Below are 23,984 nucleotides of genomic sequence, written 5' to 3' on the forward strand. Positions count from 1 at the left end.
GTTTTTTCCCGGGTTGTGTAGCTTTTCTATACTCTATTTTCCGTAAATTATACTGCTTAAACTCAGCAGTATTGATAGTAATTTGTGCATTTAAATGGAGGCAAGAGAATGACATTAAATTTAAATAGTCCAGACGCAAATTTTGATGATTCTGGTTTTCTTGACTCTGAAGTTAGTTCCGATCCGGCAAATCCCGATTATGATGCTAACTTAGCAGGAATTGAACAAGATATTAATCATTTTTCAGATATTATTACCGCAGTTCCGCTTCATTCTGAACTAGAAAATGATGATAAAGCAGCTGAACGTCAAAAAAGAATTATGAGTCGCATTCCCCAATAATTAGCTAGAACAGATCCCCGGCTATTATGTAGGGACAATTCATGAATTGTCCCTACATTGTTATGATTATTCCTATTAACTATCATTTTGCGCTAAGTAGCCTTTCAATTTTTCCAAAAGCTTAGAATTTTGCAGGGTTACTCCCACTTGATTATTGAAAATTTGCATATATTTTTCATCACTTTCATCAAAACTAGTTTGAAATTGATTTGGTACTTCTAGATCGTAAGCTAGGGAAAAGTCGGAAAAATCTCCGGGTTTTCTTTTGTTAATTAATTGGGTGACAGCAATCAAATCACCATCGGGATTAAATACTGGCATACATAGTAAACTGCAAGTGCGATAACCTGTTTGGCGATCGGTTTTTCTAGCGGTTTCTGAATCTGGGTGATCGTACAAATCAAAGGGAATATTTAATAGTTTTTTGGTTTCGGCAACTTTACCTGCATAACCTTGTCCAACTTTAATTTTAATTTCTTTAAATGAACCATCATCAAAGAGAATTTCTGTCCATAATTCTCGTTCATCATTATCTAATAACCAGAGAGTACTGCGATCGGCATTTGTAAGTTTTTTCGCTTCTTCCATTACCCTTTGCAGAATTTCTTTAATCTCCATGCTACCGTTACTAACAGTGCGTGTAGCAGCAATTAAAGCCGCAGCTACTCTTTGTCCCCGCGCTGTTTTATGATAGGAACGAAAACTTTCTAAAACTATTTTAATTTCTTGAGCATCCTTAAGTAAACGTTGCTCATCAACAACAGTAAAACCTTGTCGATCGATCTTTTCTGCTAAAGGTTTACTCTTAGAAATTCCCGGTTTTAATTTGTTAAGTAATTGCACTACTGCTACTAAATTTCCCTGCTCATTTAATAGCGGCGAAGTTAACATTGTATAAGTACGATAATTATTTTTTTTGTCTTGTTCTTTAGCTGTAATTGAGCGAGGATCGTCATAAAAATCGTAGGGAATATTAATGATTTGTTTGGTAGCGGCTACTTCACCAATAATACCTTTATTTGTGGGAATACGAATTTCCAGAAAATCATTATTATCTGATTCAGCAACGATCGACCAGAATTCGTTCTTCTCTTCATCTAATAAGAAAATGCTGGTGCGATCGGCATTTAACGATCTTCCCATTTTTAAGGTAATTCTGCGTAAAATTGAATCGATAATTTCATCGCAACCTTGAATATCCATAACGCTAGTGAGTACCGCTAAAGCTTGCGTCACTACGTTATTTGGTTGATTTTTTAATTCCTGTTTTAACGCTTCAAATTTCTTGGCATTATGCAGCGCTACACCAGCTTGCTCGTTAAATGTTTTCATCGATTTTTGATCTTGAACATCGAAACTGGACTGAAAACATTCTGGTGCATTAGGCCAATCATTTGGGTTATATTTAGGAAAATTACCCAGTCTTTTTTTATTAATTAATTGGGTAACGCCAAGTAATTCTCCATCTGGACTAAAAACTGGCATACAAAGTAAACTACAAGTGCGATATCCCGTTTTTTGATCGGTATTTTTAGCAGTGACAGAATCGGGGTGTTTGTAAAGATCGAAAGGAATATTTAAAGGTTCTGCTGTTTGAGCAACTTTACCAGCAAAACCTTGTCCAACCTGCACTCTAATCTCTTTAATTTCGCCATTTTCAAAGGGAATTTTTGTCCAAAGTTCATTTTTTTCATGATCTAAAAGCCAGAGAGTACTGCGATCGGCATTCATCAATTTTTTTGCCTCTTCCATAACTCTGGTTAAGGTAGCTTCTGAATCAAGACTACTTTGAGAAAGAGATACTGTTGCTTCTGTTAAAGCTTTTAAGGATTGGACTTTTTGCGTTTGTTTATAAAATAATTGGCATTTTTGCAGAATTTGGCGAATTTTCGGTGCATATTCAGCAAATTGTTTTTCATCTATCTCACTAAAACCTTGGCGATCGATTCTTTCTGATAATAAGGCACGGGGATTATAATGAGGTTTAAGCTTATTAATTAACTGTACAACAGTAACTACATCTCTTTGTTCGTTAAACAATGGTAAAACTAACCAATTGTATATGGGATAGTAAGTTTTTCCTTGATTTACATCTGGCGATAAATTAGCATTTTCATCGCCAAATTTAAATGGTTGATTAATAAATTTTTTAAAGTTAGTAACTAAAGTTTTGGTTTGTTGCTCGACATTAATTTCTAATTCGGGTTGCTGACCATACTTATCTGTTGCCGTAATCGACCAAAGTTCTTGGTTTTCTTCATCAATAAAGAAGATTCTTGTACGTTCAGCATTCATTAATTCAGCTAATTTTTTGGTAATTGAACCAAGTATTTCTTTCAAAATAAATTCAAAAGCTTTCCCTTCCATTGCATCTAACATGGAGAGTAATTTTTGCTCTTGAGCTTCAATAACTTGGAGAAAATCTGCTTGTAATTCAGCTAAAGCTTTACCGACCCAAATGTGATGAAATATTTCTGAGTAGATGCGGTTACAAACTTTTAATTTACCCTGTTGTTTAACTACTAAACCGGAAAGACGTAATTCTATTTGCTCGGTGCTTTCATCAGCGATAATTTCTTCTTCCCGCAAAAGTTTTTGATAAATGTTGAGTAGCGATCGCGACTTTTTACTAATTGTTAATAACCGATCTCTAATCGTTCTTAAATGTGGTGGTTCATCTACAGCTTCCCAATTTTCAATTAAACGCGACCGCACCAATTTTTTCACAAACTCTTCTTCATTACCTACGGGAATTTCACCTTCCCAAGTATAAATTAGATTACATAGTTTTTGCGTCAAAAATGGTTGTCCACCCGTCCAATCTAACACAGCTTTTAATATAGCTTGAGGTTGACGCACTTTATTAGCTAAACCTTCAGCTAAAGATCCGGTTTCCTCTAGTCGAAATCCGTTTAATTCGATCGCACGTCCAATATTAAAAGGTGTAGTTTTTTTATCTTGAATTAAATCCGAGGGAGTAGCTACTCCTAATAAAGCAAAAGTAATTCGGTTATCTGGTTCATTACAAGAACGAATATAAGCAAAAAAATTGTCAGTGGGAAAATTGAGGCTAAGAACGCTATCAATTTCGTCAATAAAAATAACGATCTTTTGCGTAACTGATTCTAAAAGTACTTGTTCTATAAATTCGCTTAATCGATGTACAGGTGTGAGAAAAGCGCGATCGCGCAACCAACTTTGTAAATTAATCTTTTCTGTTAATTGAAAGCTAGTTAATAGCCGTCTCATAATTCCCGCATACCATTGATCCGGCGTAATATCCTGGCTACCAATTTTATTTAAATCAATAGCTGCACAAGCGAAACCTTTAAGTTGTAATTTGTGCATCGTTCGCACTCTCAAGCTAGTTTTTCCCATCTGTCGAGAATTTAAAACATAACAAAACTCGCCAGCTGTTAAACCTTCATAAAGTTCTCGATCGGCTTGTCGCACAACATAGCTTGGTGCATCTAAAGGTAAATGTCCGCCAACTTTGTAAGTGTAGGTTGAGTTTTGTGTTGTAATCATTCTTAGTTATGATTCAGTAGAAAACACCAGAGAGTTAATGAAACTTTTATTGTTTATTGATTCGCTAACTTAATTAGCATTTTTTCAAAAATTTTTATTACTTGCTCATCTCCGTTATCTCTGATAAAAATGCTGTAACTTGGATGAGAATTAATTTCAATCAACCAATAATTGTTGTTACTATCTATTACTATATCCAAACCCCCATAATCTAGGTCTATTGTGGTAAAAATTGGTCTAACAAAGTTATCAATCTCTGCTAATATTTCTAAGTCATTAATATATTTTGCTTCAGCACCTTGCCAATGTAAAGGGCTAAGATTACCAATAAATTTGGCTTTTTTTACGTTTTTTTCATAAAGTAAAACTAACTCTTTATACAAATAAATGGCTCTATATTCTGACTTGCTTAAAATATATTGTTGAGCCAAAGCGATGTCATCATAACCTTTGGTTTTTAAATCAAAAATTACTTTTAAAGCCGTTTCTATTTCCTCATCTGTATGACATAAAAATACGTTATGTCCCCTTGAACCAGAATTTCTTTTAACAATGACAGGCAAAGCAAAGTTAGTTTTTATTTCTGTCATCATTTCTGTAATACTGGAACATTTCAAGTAACTTTTATATTGCTCATTACAGTGAGGAGAAAGAAAACCAATTGTTTGAGGAATTTTAATTTTCTCCTTTAAAAGGTAGTAAGTGTATTCTTTATCTTGTAAAATTTTAGAGACAGCTTCATCAATTAAAGGAGTACGACTATTACAGAAGTAATAATCTTTATGCAGTTTAACTTTTATTAAGTTACCATTTGGAGTAATAATTTCATATTTAATGTTAAGGTTTTCGCAAGCTAGGAGTAAAATTCTCAAGTTATTGAACATAAAGACCTGGATTAAATTGAGTTAGTGTTTGCCAGAAACAAGTTGCTAAATACTGTTCTAGTATTAGCAATTATAAGCGATCGCGAAAATAAAATTTGTACAAATTAAATCGCGGAATTACTTGATTTCCCTGAAATTTTACCAATCCCATACTATGCAATTTAAATGCTGGCACAGATTCCAATTCTATAGGTGTGTCCGCCGTCACTACTTGAGCAAAAGCATCTGCTAATTCTGGATGTTGTTGCAAACTCCATAAATGTCTCCGCAAATGATCGTTATAAAGACCCGCCTCTGTAGGTGCAGTTTCTAACAGCTTTTCTAAGGTAATTTCTTTTTGAGCAATGCGATAAAGTGCTAATCTAATTAAGTAAGGATGTCCTCCAACTAAAGCCATTAATTGTTCAATTTTATTGGTTTGCCAATTCAACTGATGGCGATCGATTAAAACCTGCACTTGCTCAAAATTAAACTCCGGTAATTCAATAGGTAACCCCACATTAAACGGCGATTGATTAACATTTAAAGGTATATAAACTTCAGTGGAATGTACTACTACTAAACGTAATTTTCCCCAAAGATTACTATCACCACTGCCATATCCCGCTTCCTCAAACCAAGCACGTAATAATCCAAAAAAATCATCAGCGATTTTTGGATATTGGAAAATGCGATCGACTTCATCCAAACCTAAAACTAAAGCATTATTTGCCGATGGTAACAGATATTCCTCAAAATAAATCGTACAATTGTCCTTACTACCATAAGTGTCACTCCAAAACTTATCTAATTGAGAAGCTAGACCTAATTTGCGGGAAATTATTGCACAAAACCATCTTAAAAGTTGATTTAAATCGGTGAAAATTTCCGTATCTGCTAACTGAAAACTCAAAGGAACTGTGCGATAAGTTAATTTTTCCTCTGCATAGTATAAAAGCCTTGCCATTAAAGATGTTTTGCCCATTTGTCTAGGTGCTTTAATCCGAATTAAAGCCCCAGGTTGAGCAATAGCTGAATAACACTGACTTTCACAAGGGACTCTTTCTACATAAAACGTTGAAGCTAGGCGCACTTGTCCGCTGGGTATTTCTGGTTCTGCTACTGGCAAAGGAAATTCTGGCGTAACCCTGTGCGTAGATGGAGGTGTAGAGTTCTCCCATTGCAGTGCTTTTCCTGATAATAAACTACTAATTTCTTCCAGCAAACCAGGCGTATCATTAGGAGAATTCCATTCTCGTTGTCTAACTTCGGCTAGATAACCACGTAAATCATGATTTAAAATAGTATTAGCTGGACAATTTACCCGAATAGTTAATAATATTAGCTGACGATCGCGCAACTCCCGCACCCGCCGTAAAATTTCGATCGCCATTTCACTCACCGCTGATTCAGGTGATAAAAGCAGCAAAAAATAATCAGATTGTTGCAATTTCTGATTTATATCAGCAAACCAATCTGCCTCTGCTTGATACGAATGAGAATTTCCCCCTAACCCATTGTTAAAACTGAGAGGAAACTTGTATGATTGTCCGCCTAATTTTGCGATCGATCTTTCCAACTCCGTAGCCAAATTAGCATCCGGTTGCTGATGATGATAACTAATAAAAAAAGTCTTGGAAGCACCTATCTTTGGCGAAAATTCCTTCTTTATACTTAATTCAGTCGATTCTGGTTGAAAATTTTTAGCTTTATATGCCCGGATTATTGCCCCTTGTAAAGTTTTTTTCTTTACCTCTTCACCTAATACTTGAGTTAACTTTCTCCACAGCCTATAAGCAACATCCTTTTCCACATATTCAGGATTTTCAGGATGAATCTTTTCATAAGTCAGTCCCGACCAAGAACCAATAAATACCTTTCTTTCTAAATCACTCAGATACTTTCCCGCATCATCATAGACTAACTTATCCACAAATTCCAAAGCTTGCTCAACTTCCATATAACCAACTTAGTTCCTATTGCTGCTACCTAATTAAAATTTGATAATTCAAGTTCACCCTGAGCAATCACGATCAGTATAACAAAAAATTAGAATTATTGTCCATAAATATTAAAATTACTGAGTTTTACAGAGTTTTCCTGAATAATTCTGAACCAAGTAATTTAAATGTCCCGACTTTTCCTGAACATCAAATATTAAATATATTCTAAAATTAATTATATAGGGACTTTTCTGGTTCGCTATTTATTAAAATATTGCTATAACTACTATTAAAGCCTACTAACGATTATTTTAAACTTTAAGACGAAACATAATAACGAGACAATCTATCAAAATAGTAATAAAGCCACTCAATACTTACCAAATAACCAATTAAAAATACTTCAAGGAGGAACAATGTACAATCCCACAAAATATACGATCGATGGTTTCGTAGAAAGCCTACAAGCTGGCTATCGTCGCAATTATGGCGGTTTGAAACCTGACTATGCCGACATTATCGGCTGGGCGGCTAACATGGCACTAGAAAATATTGCCAACAGCGACGCTTTATACCACAACGTTGAACATACAATTTATGTCACCTTAGTAGGGCAAGAAATTCTTTGGGGTAAACACATTCGTGAAGGTGGAGTAACTTGCGAAGACTGGTTGCACTGCATTATTTCTCTTCTCTGTCATGATATCGGATTTGTGAAAGGAGTGTGCCGAATTGACAAACCTTTGGAAAGACAATATGCCACAGGGATAAATGATTTGATGATTACGCTACCTTTTGGTTGCACTGATGCGAGTCTAAATGACTATCACGTAGACCGAGGTAAATTATTTATTCAAGAACGTTTTGGCGGTCATAGAATTATTGATGCTAACGTCATCAAGAAGAATATAGAACTAACTCGTTTTCCCGTACCCAATGATGAAGACCACCAGGACACAAAGGAATATCCTGGCTTAGTTCGTGCTGGAGATTTAACCCACATTCCGCACCCTCAACTGTCACAAGGGGGATGAAGGGAGGAATGGCTTTGTGGAAACACAATGAAAGTCAAGCTAATAACCGAAAAAATGGAATCAGGGAGTAATAACATCAAGAATGAGCCGAAAAAGGAGTAATTGTTGAGCATAAATTCAGCAATGAATGCAGCAGAATATCACCGCCAATATCCTAAACAAAAGCTGTGGCTCATCAATGAATTGGAGGTAAATTAGTCAATTAATTAATCACGAGTAGAATCCTAGTTAAATTAATAAGTAATAAGAACGACATGGTTGAGGGAAAAAACTCAAAATATGAAGTCGCTCGTCAGTTAAATTAGAGATGTATTTAAGACCTCTCTGAGAGCAACAATGAATAGATTGAAAGCATTGAAAAATCCATCGTAAAGTCGGGCGATTTGTCGGCTTACCTAACTGATTATTTACAGTAGAATTAGTCTGTTTCAAGCTTTGTCGAAGTAATCTTTGCCCCAAAGTATAGACCAACAAACATAATCCCATGACCAAAGCTAAAGCCTCAATCCGTTCAGGAGATTTGAGAAATACACTGTCAGTAAAAAACAATGGGTCTTTCAGAAAACCAAAACCCCTTTCTGCAGACTGTTGTTCCTTATATTTAATAATCATTTCGTCAGGACTTAGCTGACTAACATCCATGACATTAGTCGCCAGAATAAATCTGCCGCAAGCTAGAGTTTCTTGGTGGACTACACTACTATTTAGTTCTAGTTGTGCTGTGACTTTAAATTTCGGGGTTAGACTGTTAGTATCATCACTAGAATTAGTTCTGACTTTGGTAGTAAATGGAACAACTTTAATGACGGTTAAGCTGTAATATTTTAATTGTTTATCTAACCGTTTAGCTGCCGATATTGCATCAGCTTCACAAGCAAATAGAATAGTTGATAAATCTCGCAACTTTCGCTCAGATTCTTGTTTATTTTTGACTATATTTTTGGTTAACTTCCTTTGGTCAGATTCCCGACGAGAATCGCTTTCTACCACTAACCATCTTTGCGCTACTCCGCCATAATTACTGTGATGTTCTGACCAAGTATAACCCACCAAACAACTCGGAGTAAAATCTGTTAGTTTTAGTTGAGATACTAACTGCTGCGCTTGTTTCAAGCTTTTTGGTACTCGGCTTAACCATTTAATATTGGTCAGCATTTCTAAATTAGGTGCGGTATATAATGCACTATCAGCTACCATTAAAGTATCCAGATTGAATTGCTGTTTAAACTCTTGCATAATTTGAGCAAATACAGCTGAATCTGATTCATTACCGTCCCCGACTCGGAAAAATAATGGGACATCGCCATCCCCACTACAAATTAGGTCTACCATAAATTGTTTTAAGTCAGGACGATGGTCACGCGAGTAGCCGTAAGTAATTTTTATTGGTACAGGTGTGGTTTCCTGATTGGTATTTGATTTGTCAGAGTTATCTGGGTCTATTTCTGCTGAAGAAACATGGCATACTGGCGATAATAATTTATATTCTCCATGCAGATGAAATGAAGAGGAATCTAAATGTCCTGTTTCCAGGTTTACCTGAAACTTTTTGGCAGCAGCTAAGGCAATTATGGCGAAAATTAGACTGGTTCCAGCGACGTATAATTTATCTAAAACTCTTCCTAATCGGTAATCATTAAGATGTTCTGGTCTTACTCCTTCGCCGATTAAATGTTCAGTTGCTTTTCCTGAAAAAAACTTAGAAAATAAATATAATGGTGCTGATACTAATCCCAGTCCATTGAGCAACATCGCCTTTACTACTTGACCTGGACTGACTATTTCTCCTGGTTGTTCTCCCACTATTTCGTTGATTTTCTCTACTATTCCTATTTCATCAATTAACCCGGCTACTAGCCCTAGATGGTCGAGGTCTTCTATGGTCGTCTCTATCTCTAATGGATTATTCATCTGCTTCTTTGAAAAAGAAAACTGCTTTATTTTTACCATGCTGGTTAATTATTTTTAACCCCAGAAAGGGAGGCTAAAAATAGTAAATTTTTCCATCGGCGATGGAACCATCGCCATCTCACTCTACGGGACTAAATGACAGAAATCTTTAAGCATTTTTACTCAGAGTATTAGTGCCAACTTACTTCTTCTGGCTTTGGGACTCCGTGTGACAGTTTTGGGTGCGGAATGTGGGTTTAATAGGTCAATTAAGCGACCCCCGCTATTTACAAAAAATCAGCGCTTTGTTTTATGAATTTGAAGAAACAGGAACAAATAAAACTTTAGGTTACAAAAACCCTAACGACTTACGCAAAAACTATCCTAAATTTTATTGGGGAGTAGTTTACCCATATATTGAACCAGCTTTGGAATTTCTGGACGTAACTTTGGAAGGTAAACAAATTCTGGCGAATTTACATTCCAATGTATTTCGTATGGAACATTCTAAACAAAAAGAAGTTTAGCAAGTAATGGAATTTGGAGATTTTAAAAAATCCCCATAATTCCTCATGTTAATATTTCTAATCTATTTCTCTTCTGCCCTCCAAAGCCCGGGCTAATGTTACTTCATCTGCATATTCTAAATCTCCACCTACTGGTAAACCAAAAGCGATTCGCGTTACTTTGGTGAAAGGTTTTAATAATTGACCCACATAAAGAGTTGTTGTTTCACCTTCTACGCTAGGAGTAATTGCTAAAATTACTTCTTTCGGCTTTTGTTGACTCACTCTTCTCACTAATGGGGAAACATTTAATTGTTCTGGGCCAATGCCATCCATTGGGGAAATTACACCGCCTAAAACGTGATATTTGCCGCTAAATTCTCGCGTTTTTTCTAAAGCAATCACATCGCGAGAGTCGGCGACTACACAAATAGTATGGTTATCGCGGTTTGGGTTGCGGCAAATTTCGCAAGTTGGTTCGGCTGATAAGTGAAAACAAACGGAACATAAACCTACTTGCTGTTTAGCTTCGATTAAAGCTTGGGCAAGTGCTTGTACTTCGTCTTCGGAACGTTTCAAAATATGTAATGCAAGGCGTTGTGCTGTTTTGGGGCCAACTCCTGGTAAACGTTGTAATTGTTCGATTAAACGAGCTAAGGGGCGTGTGTATACCATTTCCAGTTCTGAATGCTGAGTACTGAATCAGGACTTTCGACTCAGCATTCAAATGCTAACAACTTTAGAAGTCGAAGTAGATGTAAGGTAAACCTTGTTTGGGGGCTAACATCCAAACTGCGTACAAACTCAGGGGTACTAACATGATTTTCAGAGGCCAGTTTAGTTGTAGCTTTAAGCCGCGATGTAGGGCAAATATTAATGCCATGATGCCGACTATTGCCCAAAGTAATAAAGCGATTTCTTCTCTTTGAAGTCCGATCGCTTCTAAGTATACCTTTTGAGCAAACTGAACGTCAGCTTTGTGTCCCCACAAATGAGTAAATACCCAACTAGCATCTTGTAAATTAGGTAAGCGAAAAAAGATCCAAGAAGTAAATACCATTAATTGAGTAATTGCCCAAGCTACCACTATTCCGGGAATTGTTTGCCACCATTTTTTCAGGATAGCAATATTATCAGATAGAGTTTCTGTTAAGCGATGAACTACTAAAGCCATCCCGTGATATGCGCCCCAAGCGACAAAACCCCAAGCTGCACCATGCCATATTCCGGCAATTAACATGACTATTAATAAGTTGAAACAGGTGCGTCTTAAACCTTGTCGAGAACCGCCAAGGGGGAAGTAAAGATAATTCCGCAACCAGTCTCCTAATGTAATGTGCCAACGTCGCCAAAATTCAGCAATACTAGTAGTGAAATAGGGGAAATCAAAGTTTGGCGGTAAGTTTAATCCCATTAACAAAGCTGTACCCAAGGCAATATCAACGTAACCACTAAAATCAAGGTACAGTTGTAATCCATAAGCAAAGGTTGCTAACCATAAATCTCCGCTTCCCGCACGTTCTAAGTTATCGAAACTGATTCCAACTAAAATCCCAATCCTATCTGCTATTAAGGCTTTTTTCACTGCTCCACAAGCGATTAACCAAAGTCCTTCTACTACTTGATTGGTGCTAGGAAATCGCAGGGTATTTAGTTGCGCTGCTAAGTGATGATAGCGGGTAATTGGCCCGGAAATTAGTTTAGGAAAAAACAGTTTGTAGGCGGAAAATTTGAGGAAACTTCCGGTTGCTGGCGCACCCCGATAAACATCTACTAAATAGGCGATACATTCAAAACAGAAAAAGGAAATTCCTAAAGGTGCAATTAGTTGTAGACTTACCCAAGTTGCTTGTTCTTTGATTGTTGGTAAGTTAAATAGGGTAGCGATCGAATTTAAAAAGAAAGGTATATATTTAAAGCCAAACAGTAAAACTACATTCAAGAAAATCCCTAACCATAAAAAACGCAACCGTTTCTTATTCCAGTTTTCTTGAACTTTTTGCCATTCTTGATTACTTAATTGCCAATCTTTAGAATTTAATCTTAATAGCGATCGTTTACCTAAGATTAATCCCAAACGATAGTTAAAAAATGTCAGGGCAAAAAGTAGGGGAATGTAATAAATTTGTAGCGAAGCGTAGAAGATTACGCTTGCTAACAAAAGTATCCATAAGCGCAACCACTGAGCTTGAACTAACCAGTAAATTGCCAGGACAGCTATTAGGAATACGCCGTATAACAGGGAAACGAAAGTCATTCTTGGTAGTTGGTAGGGGACTGGGGACTGGGGATTGGGGATTGGGGACTGGGGACTGGGGACTAGGGATTGAGGAGGTGGATCAATAAGTTTTAAGTTTTGAGTTATCAGTTTTTAACTTAAAACTTAAAACTTAAAACTCATAACTCATAATTATTACTCCCTATTTCCCGACTTCCCCACTGTTTTTGGGCCAAGGAATCAAGGGATCTTGTGCTAGTCTTTTGGCTACAGCAGCAGCACCGTAGCGGTTTAGGTGACTGGGGTCGGAGAAGTATTCGTTTTTATTAGACCATAATTGATTCCAGTTGCGGAATGTGAATCCTTTTCTTAAGGAAAGGCGCAACATATACATTTCAAATTCTTTTTCGTATTGTCGCCTATGGGTATCTAGGTATTCTTGGGTTAGGGGTAAATTAATGAAAACTAAGGGAATTTGCAGGGATTGAGTATACTGAACTAAAGATTCTAAGGCAGCGTTTTGTGGCCCTCCTAAATAGAAATCTTTGTAGTCAGTGTCATAATCACCTTTGACTTTGGCGTGTTTTTCGTAGTATTTATCGGGATCGAAGCGAATAGAAAGTGGTAAGAAACCATCCCAATCGATCGAACGTTCTTCTATTTCTTCATCGCTCGATCGCACTTTTCCCGGTTTTTCTGGTTCGCCAAAAGTATTAGCAAACCAATTGCGTAATCTTTGGTTTAAGCGATCGCGTTCTTCATAACTTGCCGACATCGCACCCAATTTTTCGTTTAACAAATTATCTACATCTTGGGCTTTAATTTCCCCAATATTTTCTGCTAATTCGGGAACAATGGGTGGGATTTCTTGCTGTTTCTCTGGCGTTGGATTAGGTTGAATTTTCGGCTTATTAAATGTCCCTGCTGCAACTTCTTTGTAACCTTGAGATGCCGCTAATTTACTATAAGTTAAATCAAACCTACCGCTATTTACAGCCCGCGAACCATCTGCCCAAATAATCAATTTTGGCATTTGTTTTGGGGTGAGAATGCGGCGAATTAATAGGTCGGCAATTTGAGCCGTTCCGCCATTAATTCCGAAGTTGAAAATTTTAACTTTGCCGTAACCTTGGTCTGCTAAAGATTGTTGCAAAATTGTCGGGTCGATACCACGCATCGCCCGAGAACTACCGACAATCAATATATCAGGTGGGCCTTGTTTTGCCACTTGTTGTTTGTAAATTGCCAGCTTTTCATCGAACTGAACGTTGTCAAAACTGGGAAAATCTGACTGTTTAATTTTCAAGCTGGCATTTTTTCCAGTCGGGTCTACTTTTACTTCCGTATTTCCTGGTTTGGTAAATCCTGTAGTATCAAAAATATTTTCTGGTTGGCGGCGTTTTCGGTTGCGCGATTTCTTGTTTTGGGTGGGATTTTCCTGAGTTAATTCTGTGTTTGCTGCTGCTTGCTGTTCGGGGGTGAGATTTTCATATTTTTCCCGGAAAGCGGCATTATTTAACACTGTAGAAGTTGGTTGGGGATTGTCGGGAATTTTTAGTACGCTACCGACAATTAAATCAATGCTTAAAGCTAACATAATTCCCAAAGCGCCCCAAACCAAGGCTACTTTTGCGCCGCTGTAATTGGCATTTCCTGGTAAAGCTAGGAATTTTTGGGTTGTTTCGCTGGGGGTGCAAATTTGCGATCGCGTCAACCCCGCATAGCAAGATTGCCCAAATTTATTAACCCCCTGCTGAATTTTTCCGACTTGCGTTTCTAGCCAGCCCGGTGGTAAATCTTCTGTATCGGGAACTGCGCTTTTTAAACTAGAGTCGGCTAATTCTGAGTCAATTTTTTCCGTGTCATCGCTAGTGGGGAATTCTGGGGTACTTTCGGGAACTACAACCCCCCGGTCTGTAAAATCTCTTCCGTAAGTCCAACTTGGTTGTTTTTCTCCTGAACGCCGACCGTAAACTCTTACCCCAGCAATGCCCGGAATTTGCAATTCGCTGATAAACTGCACGACGGGGGAAGCTACTTGCTGTTGCAAGGGACAAATTAGCGCATCAGTCATCACATAGAGTAAATCTTTGCGCCGCCGCACTTGAATGCGAACGCCACCTGTCGCTAACCGCGAATCAATATCAGTATTTAATAATTGCCCTAACAAAAATTCCAAAGCTTCTTCATCGCCATTCCCCGCTAGGGACAAAGTAGACTGGGCTAATTGGGGATGATTGTTCCCTGGTAAATCTAACCATTCTACCCAAATGGGCGTTTCGTTTAAATGTTCGTGACCGTAAATAATTGCTGCTTTCAGCCCTTGGGGAGCCAAGCTTCGTAAAATTGGGGTGAGAATAGCGATCGCCTTATGCTTATTTGGCACCACATCCGGGCGAACATGGTAATTTCCCCGATGTAATTGTTTAATTCTTTCCCAATTCGGCGTAGTGCAGGAAATATGTAGCGTTGACTCCTTAATCACTACCGAAATTTCCATGCCATAATTTTGGGGACGATTCAGCAAGCGTTCGATCGCTACCTCATCTCCCCACTGTGCCCACTCCCGCAACATCTCGTCTGGAAGGGTCAAATCCACCCGCAGCATCCAATCAGCAGACTCTTCCCCCGTCACCTGACTCAAAATCACTGCATCTTGGAAACCTGCCAAATTTAACTCCCGTAATTGTTGCGCTACGGGTGCAGCTAACAAAGATGGGTCTGGACTGTAAGCACTTTCACAAAATACCCATAATCGCTGCTTCGGTGCAGCTAAATCTTGACTGCGGAAAGAATTTTCTCGCTGTCTGCTTTTTGTCTTCACTGGCAAGATTTTGGCGACTACTTTCACCGTCACTCCCAAGTGACTCAGTAGCTCAGTTAGACAACGAGCGATCGCTTCTGGATTACCCTGACGCGCTCGCTCCCACCACTCACCATCACCAATCTCAACCACCTGAGCAGAAGAGACAATTTCTGCTGTCCCCTCACTGTTTGATTTCATTGCTACTGTTGGATCTACTCCAGAATGGGTTACTGGCGTAACCAACTGTTGAATATCTAGTTGTTCTGTCCAACTGGGTCGTTTTTCACCCAACACCCGACCGTAAAGAAATACTCGGTTAATTGCCAGATGTTCACCACCCAACAAGTCCTCTAGTTTAGAGCTTCCCAGAGCTTGTATCACTCGCTCCGTTGCTTTTTGCTTGTTGGGACAATCTTGACCTTCCCAGAGAATATGCAGAGTATTCTCCCTGACCCGGACTCGTACCTGCATCCCCGCAAGCACTAGCTGTCTTTCAACCCACTGAGTCAGGTTGATTGGGTCGGATGTAATTTGGCGTTGCTCTATGTTCAACATGAGGGCGCTTAATAAGGACTGAGTAAGAAACTGAGGTCTAATCAGGCAGAAGGCAGCAAGGATAGAAGCTATGTACAGCAGCCTCTTCACTTGTTTTTAACTTTATAGTTATTTTTGCCTTACTGCGTTAGTTTTCTGAATACTGACCCTGGTTCTTGCTAAATCAAATTACGAGTGGCATTATATCCTGCTCTGGTCAAAATACAATCATTACGATCGCGATTTTTGCATCTTTAGAGCCGACATAAACCGTTTGAGCAAATCTATCCCACAATATTAAACAACAGGTAGCGCAGCTTTGCAGAAAAGATTGAGTAGGTAAAAGGTGAAGCTAAAAACCTTTTCGCCTCAGAGCCTTCTGTACCCTACCTTCTGTTTGCAGTTGTGGCTCTAATCTAATTCGGAAAAAAGTAATCAATTTTACAGTTTTTTCCGAACAGAGATCTAGACAAGAAATACTGCTTGATTTAGTTATACTAATCGAGGTAGATTATGAACTCTGATAGCATCAACCAGCCAGAAACACCAAGATCCCAAGCCCCAGAAGTAAGCTTTCCTATAGAAATAATTGTCAGCTTGGCTACAGGTCCTTTACTTCTAGGTGTATTATGTGGAAAGGCTTCACTAAAGTTTCTCCAAGCAATAGGGGAAGCAAGCGAAGAAGTATTTCGCGGCGATCGCTTGCCAGTGCTGCAATTTCCCAAAGTTGAATCTCAAGGAGATTAAAACTGGTGTCATGAGGGCAAAAATCTATATGATTCCCTCATCCTGACTACTAAATATCTAACGCGAATTCCCAAACTTAAAAGAATAACACAATTGTAGAAAAGATTTTCGAGGGCAACAAAGCAGAAATAACTTTGTTAGTGGAAAAAAGGTAAAAGCTGAACAGAAAAGTCTTCTTTCCTTCTGCTTGGGAGCCTTCTGCCTTCTTTTACTGGACAGGCTAGATCGGTTGAATCTGACACTAATCTAGCCTACAAAGTCTCGTAAAATTTGTTGGTTATTATTGCTTGGATAGAACAACACCTATGAGTCCTACACTTCAATCCGATCAGGCAGTTCATCTTGCTTCCCCATCAGACCTATTTTTGCGGCATCGCCTTAAAGTTGTCGAGGACTTATGGGAGCACGTTCTCCGCACAGAATGCGGTCAGGAACTAGTGGACTTGTGTAATTATTTGCGATCGCTATGTTCCCCAGAAGGACAAGCAACTGGTGACACCCTTCAAGAAGAAGAAGTTTTTCGCATCATTCAAAATTTAGAAATCAATGATGCCATCCGTGCGGCGCGTGCTTTTGCCCTTTATTTCCAACTAATTAACATTGTCGAACAACACTACGACCAAAGAGCACAACAACAAGCTTTACGCATGGCGTTTAAGCAAGAAGTTCCCGACCCCGCACTGCAAGCATTCACGAAATTAGATGCAGAATCTAAAGAAAGCATTCCCGGAACAGATTCGTTAGAAAAAAGTTGGCAAGCAGCAAATTGGTCGCGCAAGGAAAAGGGAACTTTTCAATGGTTGTTTCCTTACTTGCGGAAGTTAAATATGCCACCGCAAGCTGTGCAAAAATTAATCGAGAACTTGGACATTCGGTTAGTATTTACTGCTCACCCGACAGAAATTGTCCGGCATACAATTAGAGACAAACAGCGCCACATTGCCAAGATTCTCAAAGAAATTGATGAAATAGAAGAAGGAAGTACGCTGATTGAAGAAGCGGAAAATTCTTGGGAAGGTAAGTTACTCAAAGAAGAGTTAACGGAAGAAATTCGCTTGTGGTGGCGCACTGATGAATTGCATCAGTTTAAACCTTCGGTTTTGGATGAAGTTGATTATACTTTGCATTACTTCCAAGAAGTTTTATTTGAAGCAATTCCCCAACTTTATCACAGGTTAGAAAATGGTCTAAAAAGTGTATGGCGAGAACTACGTCCTCCCAGACATAATTTTTGTAAGTTTGGTTCTTGGGTAGGGTCAGATAGAGATGGTAATCCCTTTGTGACACCCGCAGTTACTTGGCAAACAGCTTGTTACCAGCGGCATTTAGTTTTGGAAAAATATATTGCTTCTGTAGATAGATTAATCAATCGTTTAAGTTTGTCGTTGCACTGGTGCGATGTTTTGCCAGAGTTGTTAGAATCTTTGGAACAAAATCGGTTGCAAATGCCGGATGTTTATGAGGAGTTGTCGATTCGCTATCGCCAAGAACCTTATCGGCTTAAGTTATCTTATGTGAAGAAGCGGTTGGAGTATACGCGCGATCGCAATTGGCGACTATACAAAGGTGAAGCTTTACAACTAGAAGCTTTGCCACAAAAACTGCAAACTCCAATTTATAAAACAGCCGAAGAATTTTTAGCTCAATTGCGATTAATTCAGCGAAATTTACAAGAAACAGGTTTAATTTGCCGCGACTTAGAAAACTTGATTTGTCAGGTAGAAGTTTACGGATTTTGTTTAGCATCTTTAGACGTTCGCCAAGAAAGTACCAGGCATTCAGATGCCATCAATGAAATAGTGGATTACTTACAGGTACTCCCTTGTCAATATAATGACTTAGAGGAAGACGAAAAAATCAAATGGTTAGTTTCGGAACTGCAAACTAGAAGACCTTTAGTTGCTAACGAATTAGCCTTTAGTCCTCAAACTTGCGAAACAATAGAAACCTTGCGCGTGGTAAGGCAAATGCAGCGAGAATTTGGCGAAGATATTTGCCAAACTTATATTATTAGCATGAGCCATGATGTTAGCGATGTGTTGGAAGTGCTACTGTTAGCTAAAGAAGCCGGACTTTACGATCCATCCACAGGTGAAGGAACTCTACAAATAGTACCACTATTTGAAACTGTGGAAGATTTGAAAAAAGCTCCTTCAATCATGCAAACTTTGTTTGAGTTGCCATTTTATCGCGCTTTACTAGCAGGTGGTTATCAGAAGTACGAAGCAGAAAACAGAAAAGAAATTGGTAATAATGTTACCGCTTTGAGTTCCTTACCTTCTTCATTACAAGAAGTAATGTTGGGTTATTCTGATAGCAATAAAGATTCTGGTTTCTTAAGTAGTAACTGGGAAATTCACAAAGCACAAAAAGCTTTAGAAGCGATCGCCTGTAGATACGGCGTTTCCCTCCGCATTTTTCACGGCAGAGGCGGTTCTGTGGGACGTGGTGGCGGCCCTTCCTACGAAGCAATTCTAGCTCAACCAGGACACACAATCAACGGCAGAATTAAAATTACCGAACAAGGCGAAGTCCTAGCCTCCAAATATTCATGGCCGGAATTAGCTTTGTATAATTTAGAAACAGTCACCACAGCCGTAATTCAAGCCAGTTTGCTCAGAACCGGGTTCGATAATATAGAACCTTGGAACGAGATCATGGAAGAGTTGTCTACTAAATCTCGCGAACATTATCGCGCTTTGATTTACGAACAACCAGACTTTGTTGATTTCTTCATGCAAGTAACGCCGATCGAAGAAATTAGCCAATTACAAATTAGTTCTCGTCCCGCTAGAAGAAAAACCGGGAAAAAAGATTTAAGCACATTAAGAGCAATTCCTTGGGTATTTAGTTGGACACAAAGCCGCTTTTTATTACCAGCTTGGTACGGCGTAGGGACAGCACTCAATCAATTTTTACAAGAAGACCCCCAAGAAAATCTCAAGTTGTTACGCTACTTCTACTACAAATGGCCCTTCTTCAAAGTAGTAATTTCTAAAGTAGAAATGACTTTATCAAAAGTCGATTTACAAATTGCTCATTACTACATGAAAGAATTGTCCGTACCAGAGGATTTACCTAGATTTGAAAAGTTGTTTGCTCAAATCGCTGATGAATATCATTTGACTCGCGAGCTAGTGTTAAATATCACCGATCATAAACGGTTGTTAGATGGCGATCCTGACTTACAGCGATCGGTCCAAATCCGCAACGGTAACATCGTACCTCTAGGATTTCTACAAGTTTCCCTATTAAAACGCCTGCGTCACAGCAAATCACAAAGCCTCACCGGAGTAATAGACTCCCGCCACAGTCGCGGCGAACTACTGCGAGGTGCATTATTAACCATTAACGGCATTGCAGCCGGAATGAGAAACACAGGCTGATCGACTAGGGTGCGTCACCCGCAGCCGTAACGCACCCTAAATTAACTAGCACTAGAAGTCAGCCTTATTAATTAATAAATTGTAAAAGTGTATGTGGTTTTGTATTGCTAAACACATTTCTTAACCTGAATTTTATCACTTAACCTTACAGTCATACTCGAAAGCATAAATTACTACATTTAACTATGTCGCTTCGAGTTCAATTAAAACAAAGAAATCTGCTGGTTTTTCTATCTCTTTCAGCCTTCGTTGCTGCTAGTAGCGCTGCCAGCCATTTCTATCCTCAAACCGCTACTGCCAGAGACTCTTCATTACTTTTAGCTCAAAGTAAAGTAATTATCGCTGGTGCTGGCGCATCTTTCCCAGCTATTATATATCAGCGTTGGTTCTCAGATTTCGGCAAAAAAAATCCCAATGTTCAAATTAGCTATCAATCAGTTGGTAGCGGTGCTGGCGTACAACAGCTAATCAACGGCACCGTAGACTTTGGTGCCAGTGATGTTGCCATGACTGACGAGGAAATAGCAAAAGTTTCCAGAGGTGTAGTGTTAATTCCCATGACCGCAGGCAGTGTAGTTGTGGGTTATAACCTATCTAATATTACTTCTTTAAGACTTTCTCGTAGTACATTAATTTCTATATTTTTGGGTGAAATCAAGACTTGGGACGATGCGAGAATTGCCAAAGATAACCCTGGCCTTAATCTACCAACTACACCTATTGCTATAGTTTATCGTGCTGATGGTAGCGGTACAACAGCCATTTTTACTCAACATTTAAGTGCTATTAGCTCTAAATGGAAAAGTAAAGTTGGTGAAGGTAAGTCTGTGTCTTGGCCTACAGGTGCAGGTGCCAAAGGTAATGAAGGTGTAACTGCTCAAATTAAACAAACTCCAGGAGCAATTGGTTACTTAGAATATGGTTACGCCAGAAATAGCAAAATTCCTTATGCTACATTACAAAACAAAGCCGGAAATTTTATCGCACCCACTCCTACTAATTCTGCGACTGCGTTAGCTTCAGTGAAGTTACCACGAAACTTACGTGCCTTTGTTCCAGACCCTCCAGGAGAAAATTCCTATCCCATTGTTACTTACACTTGGATCTTGGCTTACAAAACTTACCCAGATGGGAACAAAGCAAAAGCATTGAGGGAAGCTTTGAATTATGGGTTAACCACAGGTCAGGATATTGCTGATGATTTAGGATACATTCCTTTGCCGGAAAGTGTGGTCAATAAAGCGCAAGCAGCAGTTAACTCCATCAACAAATAGATTAATCTTTGTTAGCTATTTTGTAAAATTTTGTATGTTTTTGCATTGCCAGATACATACTCTAACCTCAATTTTATTACTTAGCTTTACTATTGATATTTGATAGTATCTAAATTTTTAAACTATGTCGATCGAAATTCAATTCAAGCGGAGAAACCTGCTGGTTTTTCTATCTTTCTTCGCCTTGGTTGCTGCTAGTAACGCTTGCAGCAATCTCGATTCTCAAAGTAGTACTGCCAAAGATGTCCCTCCTCAAACTCCTACTGCTCAAGCCTCTTCATTACTTTTAGCTCAAAGTCAAGTGAGTGTCGCTGGCGCTGGCGCATCTTTTCCGGCACCTTTGTATCAACGTTGGTTTAAAGAACTCAATCAAAAAAATCCCACAATTCAAGTCAAATATCAATCAGTTGGTAGCGGTGCTGGCATACAACAGTTAATTAATGGAAGCGTAGACTTTAGTGCCAGCGATACCGGAATGACTGACGCAGAAATGAAAAAAGTTTCTAGAGGCGTAGTATTAATTCCGATGAGCGCAGGTAGTATTGTTTTAGGTTACAACCTACCTGGTGTTACTTCTTTAAGACTTTCTCGGAGTACATTACCTGCCATATTTTTGGGTGAAATTAAAACTTGGGACGATCCGAAAATTGCCAAAGATAACCCTGGCGTTAAGCTACCAAAGACACCTATTACTGTAGTTTACCATGCTGATGGTAGGACTACAACAGCCATTTTCACTCAACATTTAAGCGCTATTAGTCCTGAGTGGAAAGGTAAAATTGGCGAAGGTAAGTCTGTATCTTGGCCTGTAGGTGTAGGTGCTAAAGGTTGTGAAGGTGCAACTGCTCAAATTCAACAAACTCAAGGCTCAATTGGCTACATCGAATATGGTTATGCTAGAAGTAACCAAGTTCCTTTCGCTACATTACAAAACAAAGCCGGAAATTTTGTTGCACCAACTCCGATTAACTCTGCGGCAGCTTTAACTTCAGTGCAGTTACCAGCAAACTTGCGTGCGTTTATTCCAGACCCTCCGGGAGCGAATTCCTATCCCATTGTTAGTTACACTTGGATTTTGGCTTACAAAACTTATCCAGATGCTAACAAATCAAAAGCATTGAAGGAAGCTTTGAATTATGGATTAACAACCGGACAGCAAGTAGCAGATGAATTAGGATATATCCCTTTGCCGTCCACTGTGGTATCAAGAGCGCAAGCAGCAGTTAACTCTATCAAATAAATTCAGTAGACCGAAAAGTTATCTGAATCAAAGCAGGGGTTAGGGGTTAGGGGTTGGGTGATAGGGAAAAAGAATTAGGTGTTGGGTGTTGGGGGTTGGGTGATAGGGAAAAAGATTCTTCCCCATCCCCTACCACCTGACCCCTATCACCTAAAGATACCCTAACCCCTACCCCCTAACCCCTAACCCCTGCCTTTAAAGATTGCTTTTCGGTCTACTGAAATTAACTTGTGCTGGAGCTTTTGCTGAAGATTTAGCCAAATAGCAATTTAGTCAATAAGTGCAACGCAGGGTTTTTCAATGTTTTCAGTACGTTGCATAGCATTAAGGTACGTTAAAGTAACTACTACTAAAGATAGATTTTTTTATGAATGAATTGTAAACTTTTGTGTAAATTTGTGTTTCAAAACACATTTCTTAACCTGAGCTTTATCACTTAACCTTACTGTCGATACTCGACAGCATAATCCAATACATTTTTAAACTATGTCGGTTAGAGTTCCATTAAAGCGGAGAAACCTACTGGTTTTTCTATCTCTCTCAGCTTTCGTTGCTGCCAGTGGCGCAACTAGCTATTTCCGTACTCAAATTGCTACTGCCAACGATTCTTCATTGCTTTTAGCTCAAGGTCAAGTGCGTCTGACTGGTGCTGGCGCTTCTTTTCCGGCACCTTTGTATCAACGTTGGTTCTCGGATTTCAACAAAAAAAATTCCAATGTTCAAGTCAGTTATCAATCAGTTGGTAGCGGTGCTGGGGTACAACAGCTAATCAATGGCACCGTAGACTTTGGTGCGAGCGATACTGGCATGACTAATGGGGAAATGGCAAAAGTTTCCAGAGGTGTAGTGTTAATTCCGGCAACCGCAGGCAGTATAGTTGTGGGTTACAACTTACCTGGTGTTACTTCTTTAAGACTTTCTCGGAGTACATTACCTGCCCTATTTTTGGGTCAAATTAAGACTTGGAACGATCCAAGGATTGCCAAAGATAACCCTGGAGTCAAGCTACCAAGTACACCTGTTAGTATAGTCTACCGTGCTGATGGTAGCGGTACAACTGCGATTTTCACTCAACATTTAAGTGCTATTAGTCCTGAGTGGAAAACTAAAGTTGGCGAAGGTAAGTCTGTATCTTGGCCTTCAGGTCAAGGCGCGAAAGGTAATGAAGGTGTAACTGCTCAAATTAAACAAACTCAAGGAGCAGTTGGTTACATCGAATATGGTTATGCTAGAAGTAACCAAGTTAGTTTTGCTACATTACAAAACAAAGCTGGAAATTTTGTCGCACCAACTCTTGAGAATTCTAGAGCAGCTTTAGCTTCCGTGCAGTTACCAGCTAACTTGCTTGGCTTTGTTCCAGACCCTTCAGGTGCAAACTCCTATCCTATTGTTACTTACACTTGGATCTTGGCTTACAAAACTTACCCAGATGCGAACAAAGCAAAAGCATTGAAGGATGCTTTGAATTATGGGTTAACCACAGGTCAGGATATTGCTGATGATTTGGGATACATTCCTTTGCCACCCAATGTTGTATCTCGATCGCAAGCAGCAGTTAACTCCATCAAGTAGATTATTCTTGTTGGGGAACTTTTGCGGAAATTTTAATTAAAAAAAACCTGGCTTATAAATAAACCAGGTTTTTTGCTGTTTTTGTTGAGATGTCTATATTG

General features: G+C 38.9%; 13 protein-coding genes and 2 pseudogenes. 8 read left to right on the forward strand and 7 right to left on the reverse strand.

Annotated elements, in window-relative coordinates:
• The first annotated feature begins 108 nt into the window (after positions 1–108).
• Positions 109–342: a hypothetical protein gene (locus ACE1CA_RS28120; protein WP_413278669.1), complete on the forward strand. Its 234-nt coding sequence runs from the start codon at positions 109–111 to the stop codon at positions 340–342.
• Between the two features lie 75 nt (positions 343–417).
• Here the strand turns inward: ACE1CA_RS28120 and ACE1CA_RS28125 are convergent, their stop codons facing one another.
• The 3 genes from ACE1CA_RS28125 to ACE1CA_RS28135 all read right to left on the reverse strand — a co-directional run bounded on the left by ACE1CA_RS28125 (position 418) and on the right by ACE1CA_RS28135 (position 6,693).
• Positions 418–3,870 carry a GAF domain-containing protein gene (locus ACE1CA_RS28125; RefSeq protein WP_413278668.1) on the reverse strand — a complete coding sequence of 1,151 codons (3,453 nt, stop codon included), beginning with the start codon at positions 3,868–3,870 and terminating at the stop codon, positions 418–420.
• Positions 3,871–3,923: 53 nt separating this feature from the next.
• Positions 3,924–4,754: an ATP-grasp domain-containing protein gene (locus tag ACE1CA_RS28130; protein WP_413278667.1), complete on the reverse strand. Its 831-nt coding sequence runs from the start codon at positions 4,752–4,754 to the stop codon at positions 3,924–3,926.
• 70 nt (positions 4,755–4,824) lie between these two features.
• Positions 4,825–6,693 (reverse strand): AAA-like domain-containing protein, encoded by a 1,869-nt coding sequence (locus ACE1CA_RS28135; RefSeq protein ID WP_413278666.1) that lies wholly within the window; start codon positions 6,691–6,693, stop codon positions 4,825–4,827.
• 399 nt (positions 6,694–7,092) lie between these two features.
• Here ACE1CA_RS28135 and ACE1CA_RS28140 point away from each other — a divergent pair.
• Positions 7,093–7,671, forward strand: a pseudogene (locus ACE1CA_RS28140) (metal-dependent phosphohydrolase); the annotation flags it as partial.
• 267 nt (positions 7,672–7,938) lie between these two features.
• Here ACE1CA_RS28140 and ACE1CA_RS28145 read toward each other — a convergent pair.
• Positions 7,939–9,621 carry an IS1634 family transposase gene (locus ACE1CA_RS28145; RefSeq protein ID WP_413277490.1) on the reverse strand — a complete coding sequence of 561 codons (1,683 nt, stop codon included), beginning with the start codon at positions 9,619–9,621 and terminating at the stop codon, positions 7,939–7,941.
• A 221-nt stretch (positions 9,622–9,842) separates the two neighbouring features.
• Between ACE1CA_RS28145 and ACE1CA_RS28150 the strand changes: the two are divergent.
• A pseudogene (locus tag ACE1CA_RS28150) lies at positions 9,843–10,127 on the forward strand (metal-dependent phosphohydrolase); the annotation flags it as partial.
• A 57-nt stretch (positions 10,128–10,184) separates the two neighbouring features.
• Here ACE1CA_RS28150 and recR read toward each other — a convergent pair.
• The 3 genes from recR to ACE1CA_RS28165 all read right to left on the reverse strand — a co-directional run bounded on the left by recR (position 10,185) and on the right by ACE1CA_RS28165 (position 15,685).
• Entirely contained in the window at positions 10,185–10,781 is a 597-nt protein-coding gene (gene recR, locus ACE1CA_RS28155) for a recombination mediator RecR (RefSeq protein ID WP_413279379.1), read from the reverse strand.
• Between the two features lie 64 nt (positions 10,782–10,845).
• The gene (locus tag ACE1CA_RS28160; RefSeq protein WP_413279380.1) at positions 10,846–12,363 is read right to left on the reverse strand and encodes an MBOAT family O-acyltransferase; all 1,518 of its coding nucleotides are present in this window, start codon (positions 12,361–12,363) and stop codon (positions 10,846–10,848) included.
• 163 nt (positions 12,364–12,526) lie between these two features.
• A complete protein-coding gene (locus tag ACE1CA_RS28165) occupies positions 12,527–15,685 on the reverse strand; it encodes a hypothetical protein (protein ID WP_413279381.1) in 3,159 nt (1,052 codons plus the stop codon).
• Between the two features lie 492 nt (positions 15,686–16,177).
• On the opposite strand from ACE1CA_RS28165, the gene ACE1CA_RS28170 reads away from it, so the two are divergent.
• From ACE1CA_RS28170 to pstS (ACE1CA_RS28190), 5 genes are all read left to right on the forward strand, one after another.
• Positions 16,178–16,411 (forward strand): hypothetical protein, encoded by a 234-nt coding sequence (locus tag ACE1CA_RS28170; protein WP_413279382.1) that lies wholly within the window; start codon positions 16,178–16,180, stop codon positions 16,409–16,411.
• 305 nt (positions 16,412–16,716) lie between these two features.
• Positions 16,717–19,797 (forward strand): phosphoenolpyruvate carboxylase, encoded by a 3,081-nt coding sequence (gene ppc / locus ACE1CA_RS28175; protein WP_413279383.1) that lies wholly within the window; start codon positions 16,717–16,719, stop codon positions 19,795–19,797.
• 185 nt (positions 19,798–19,982) lie between these two features.
• On the forward strand, positions 19,983–21,071 hold the full coding sequence (gene pstS, locus ACE1CA_RS28180; protein ID WP_413279384.1) for a phosphate ABC transporter substrate-binding protein PstS: 1,089 nt from the start codon (positions 19,983–19,985) through the stop codon (positions 21,069–21,071).
• A 124-nt stretch (positions 21,072–21,195) separates the two neighbouring features.
• Positions 21,196–22,311 carry a phosphate ABC transporter substrate-binding protein PstS gene (pstS, locus tag ACE1CA_RS28185; protein WP_413279385.1) on the forward strand — a complete coding sequence of 372 codons (1,116 nt, stop codon included), beginning with the start codon at positions 21,196–21,198 and terminating at the stop codon, positions 22,309–22,311.
• Positions 22,312–22,797: 486 nt separating this feature from the next.
• Positions 22,798–23,883 (forward strand): phosphate ABC transporter substrate-binding protein PstS, encoded by a 1,086-nt coding sequence (pstS, locus tag ACE1CA_RS28190; RefSeq protein ID WP_413279386.1) that lies wholly within the window; start codon positions 22,798–22,800, stop codon positions 23,881–23,883.
• Positions 23,884–23,984: the final 101 nt, after the last annotated feature.

Source organism: Floridaenema evergladense BLCC-F167, assembly GCF_041929205.2.
Taxonomy (GTDB): domain Bacteria; phylum Cyanobacteriota; class Cyanobacteriia; order Cyanobacteriales; family Aerosakkonemataceae; genus Floridanema; species Floridanema evergladense.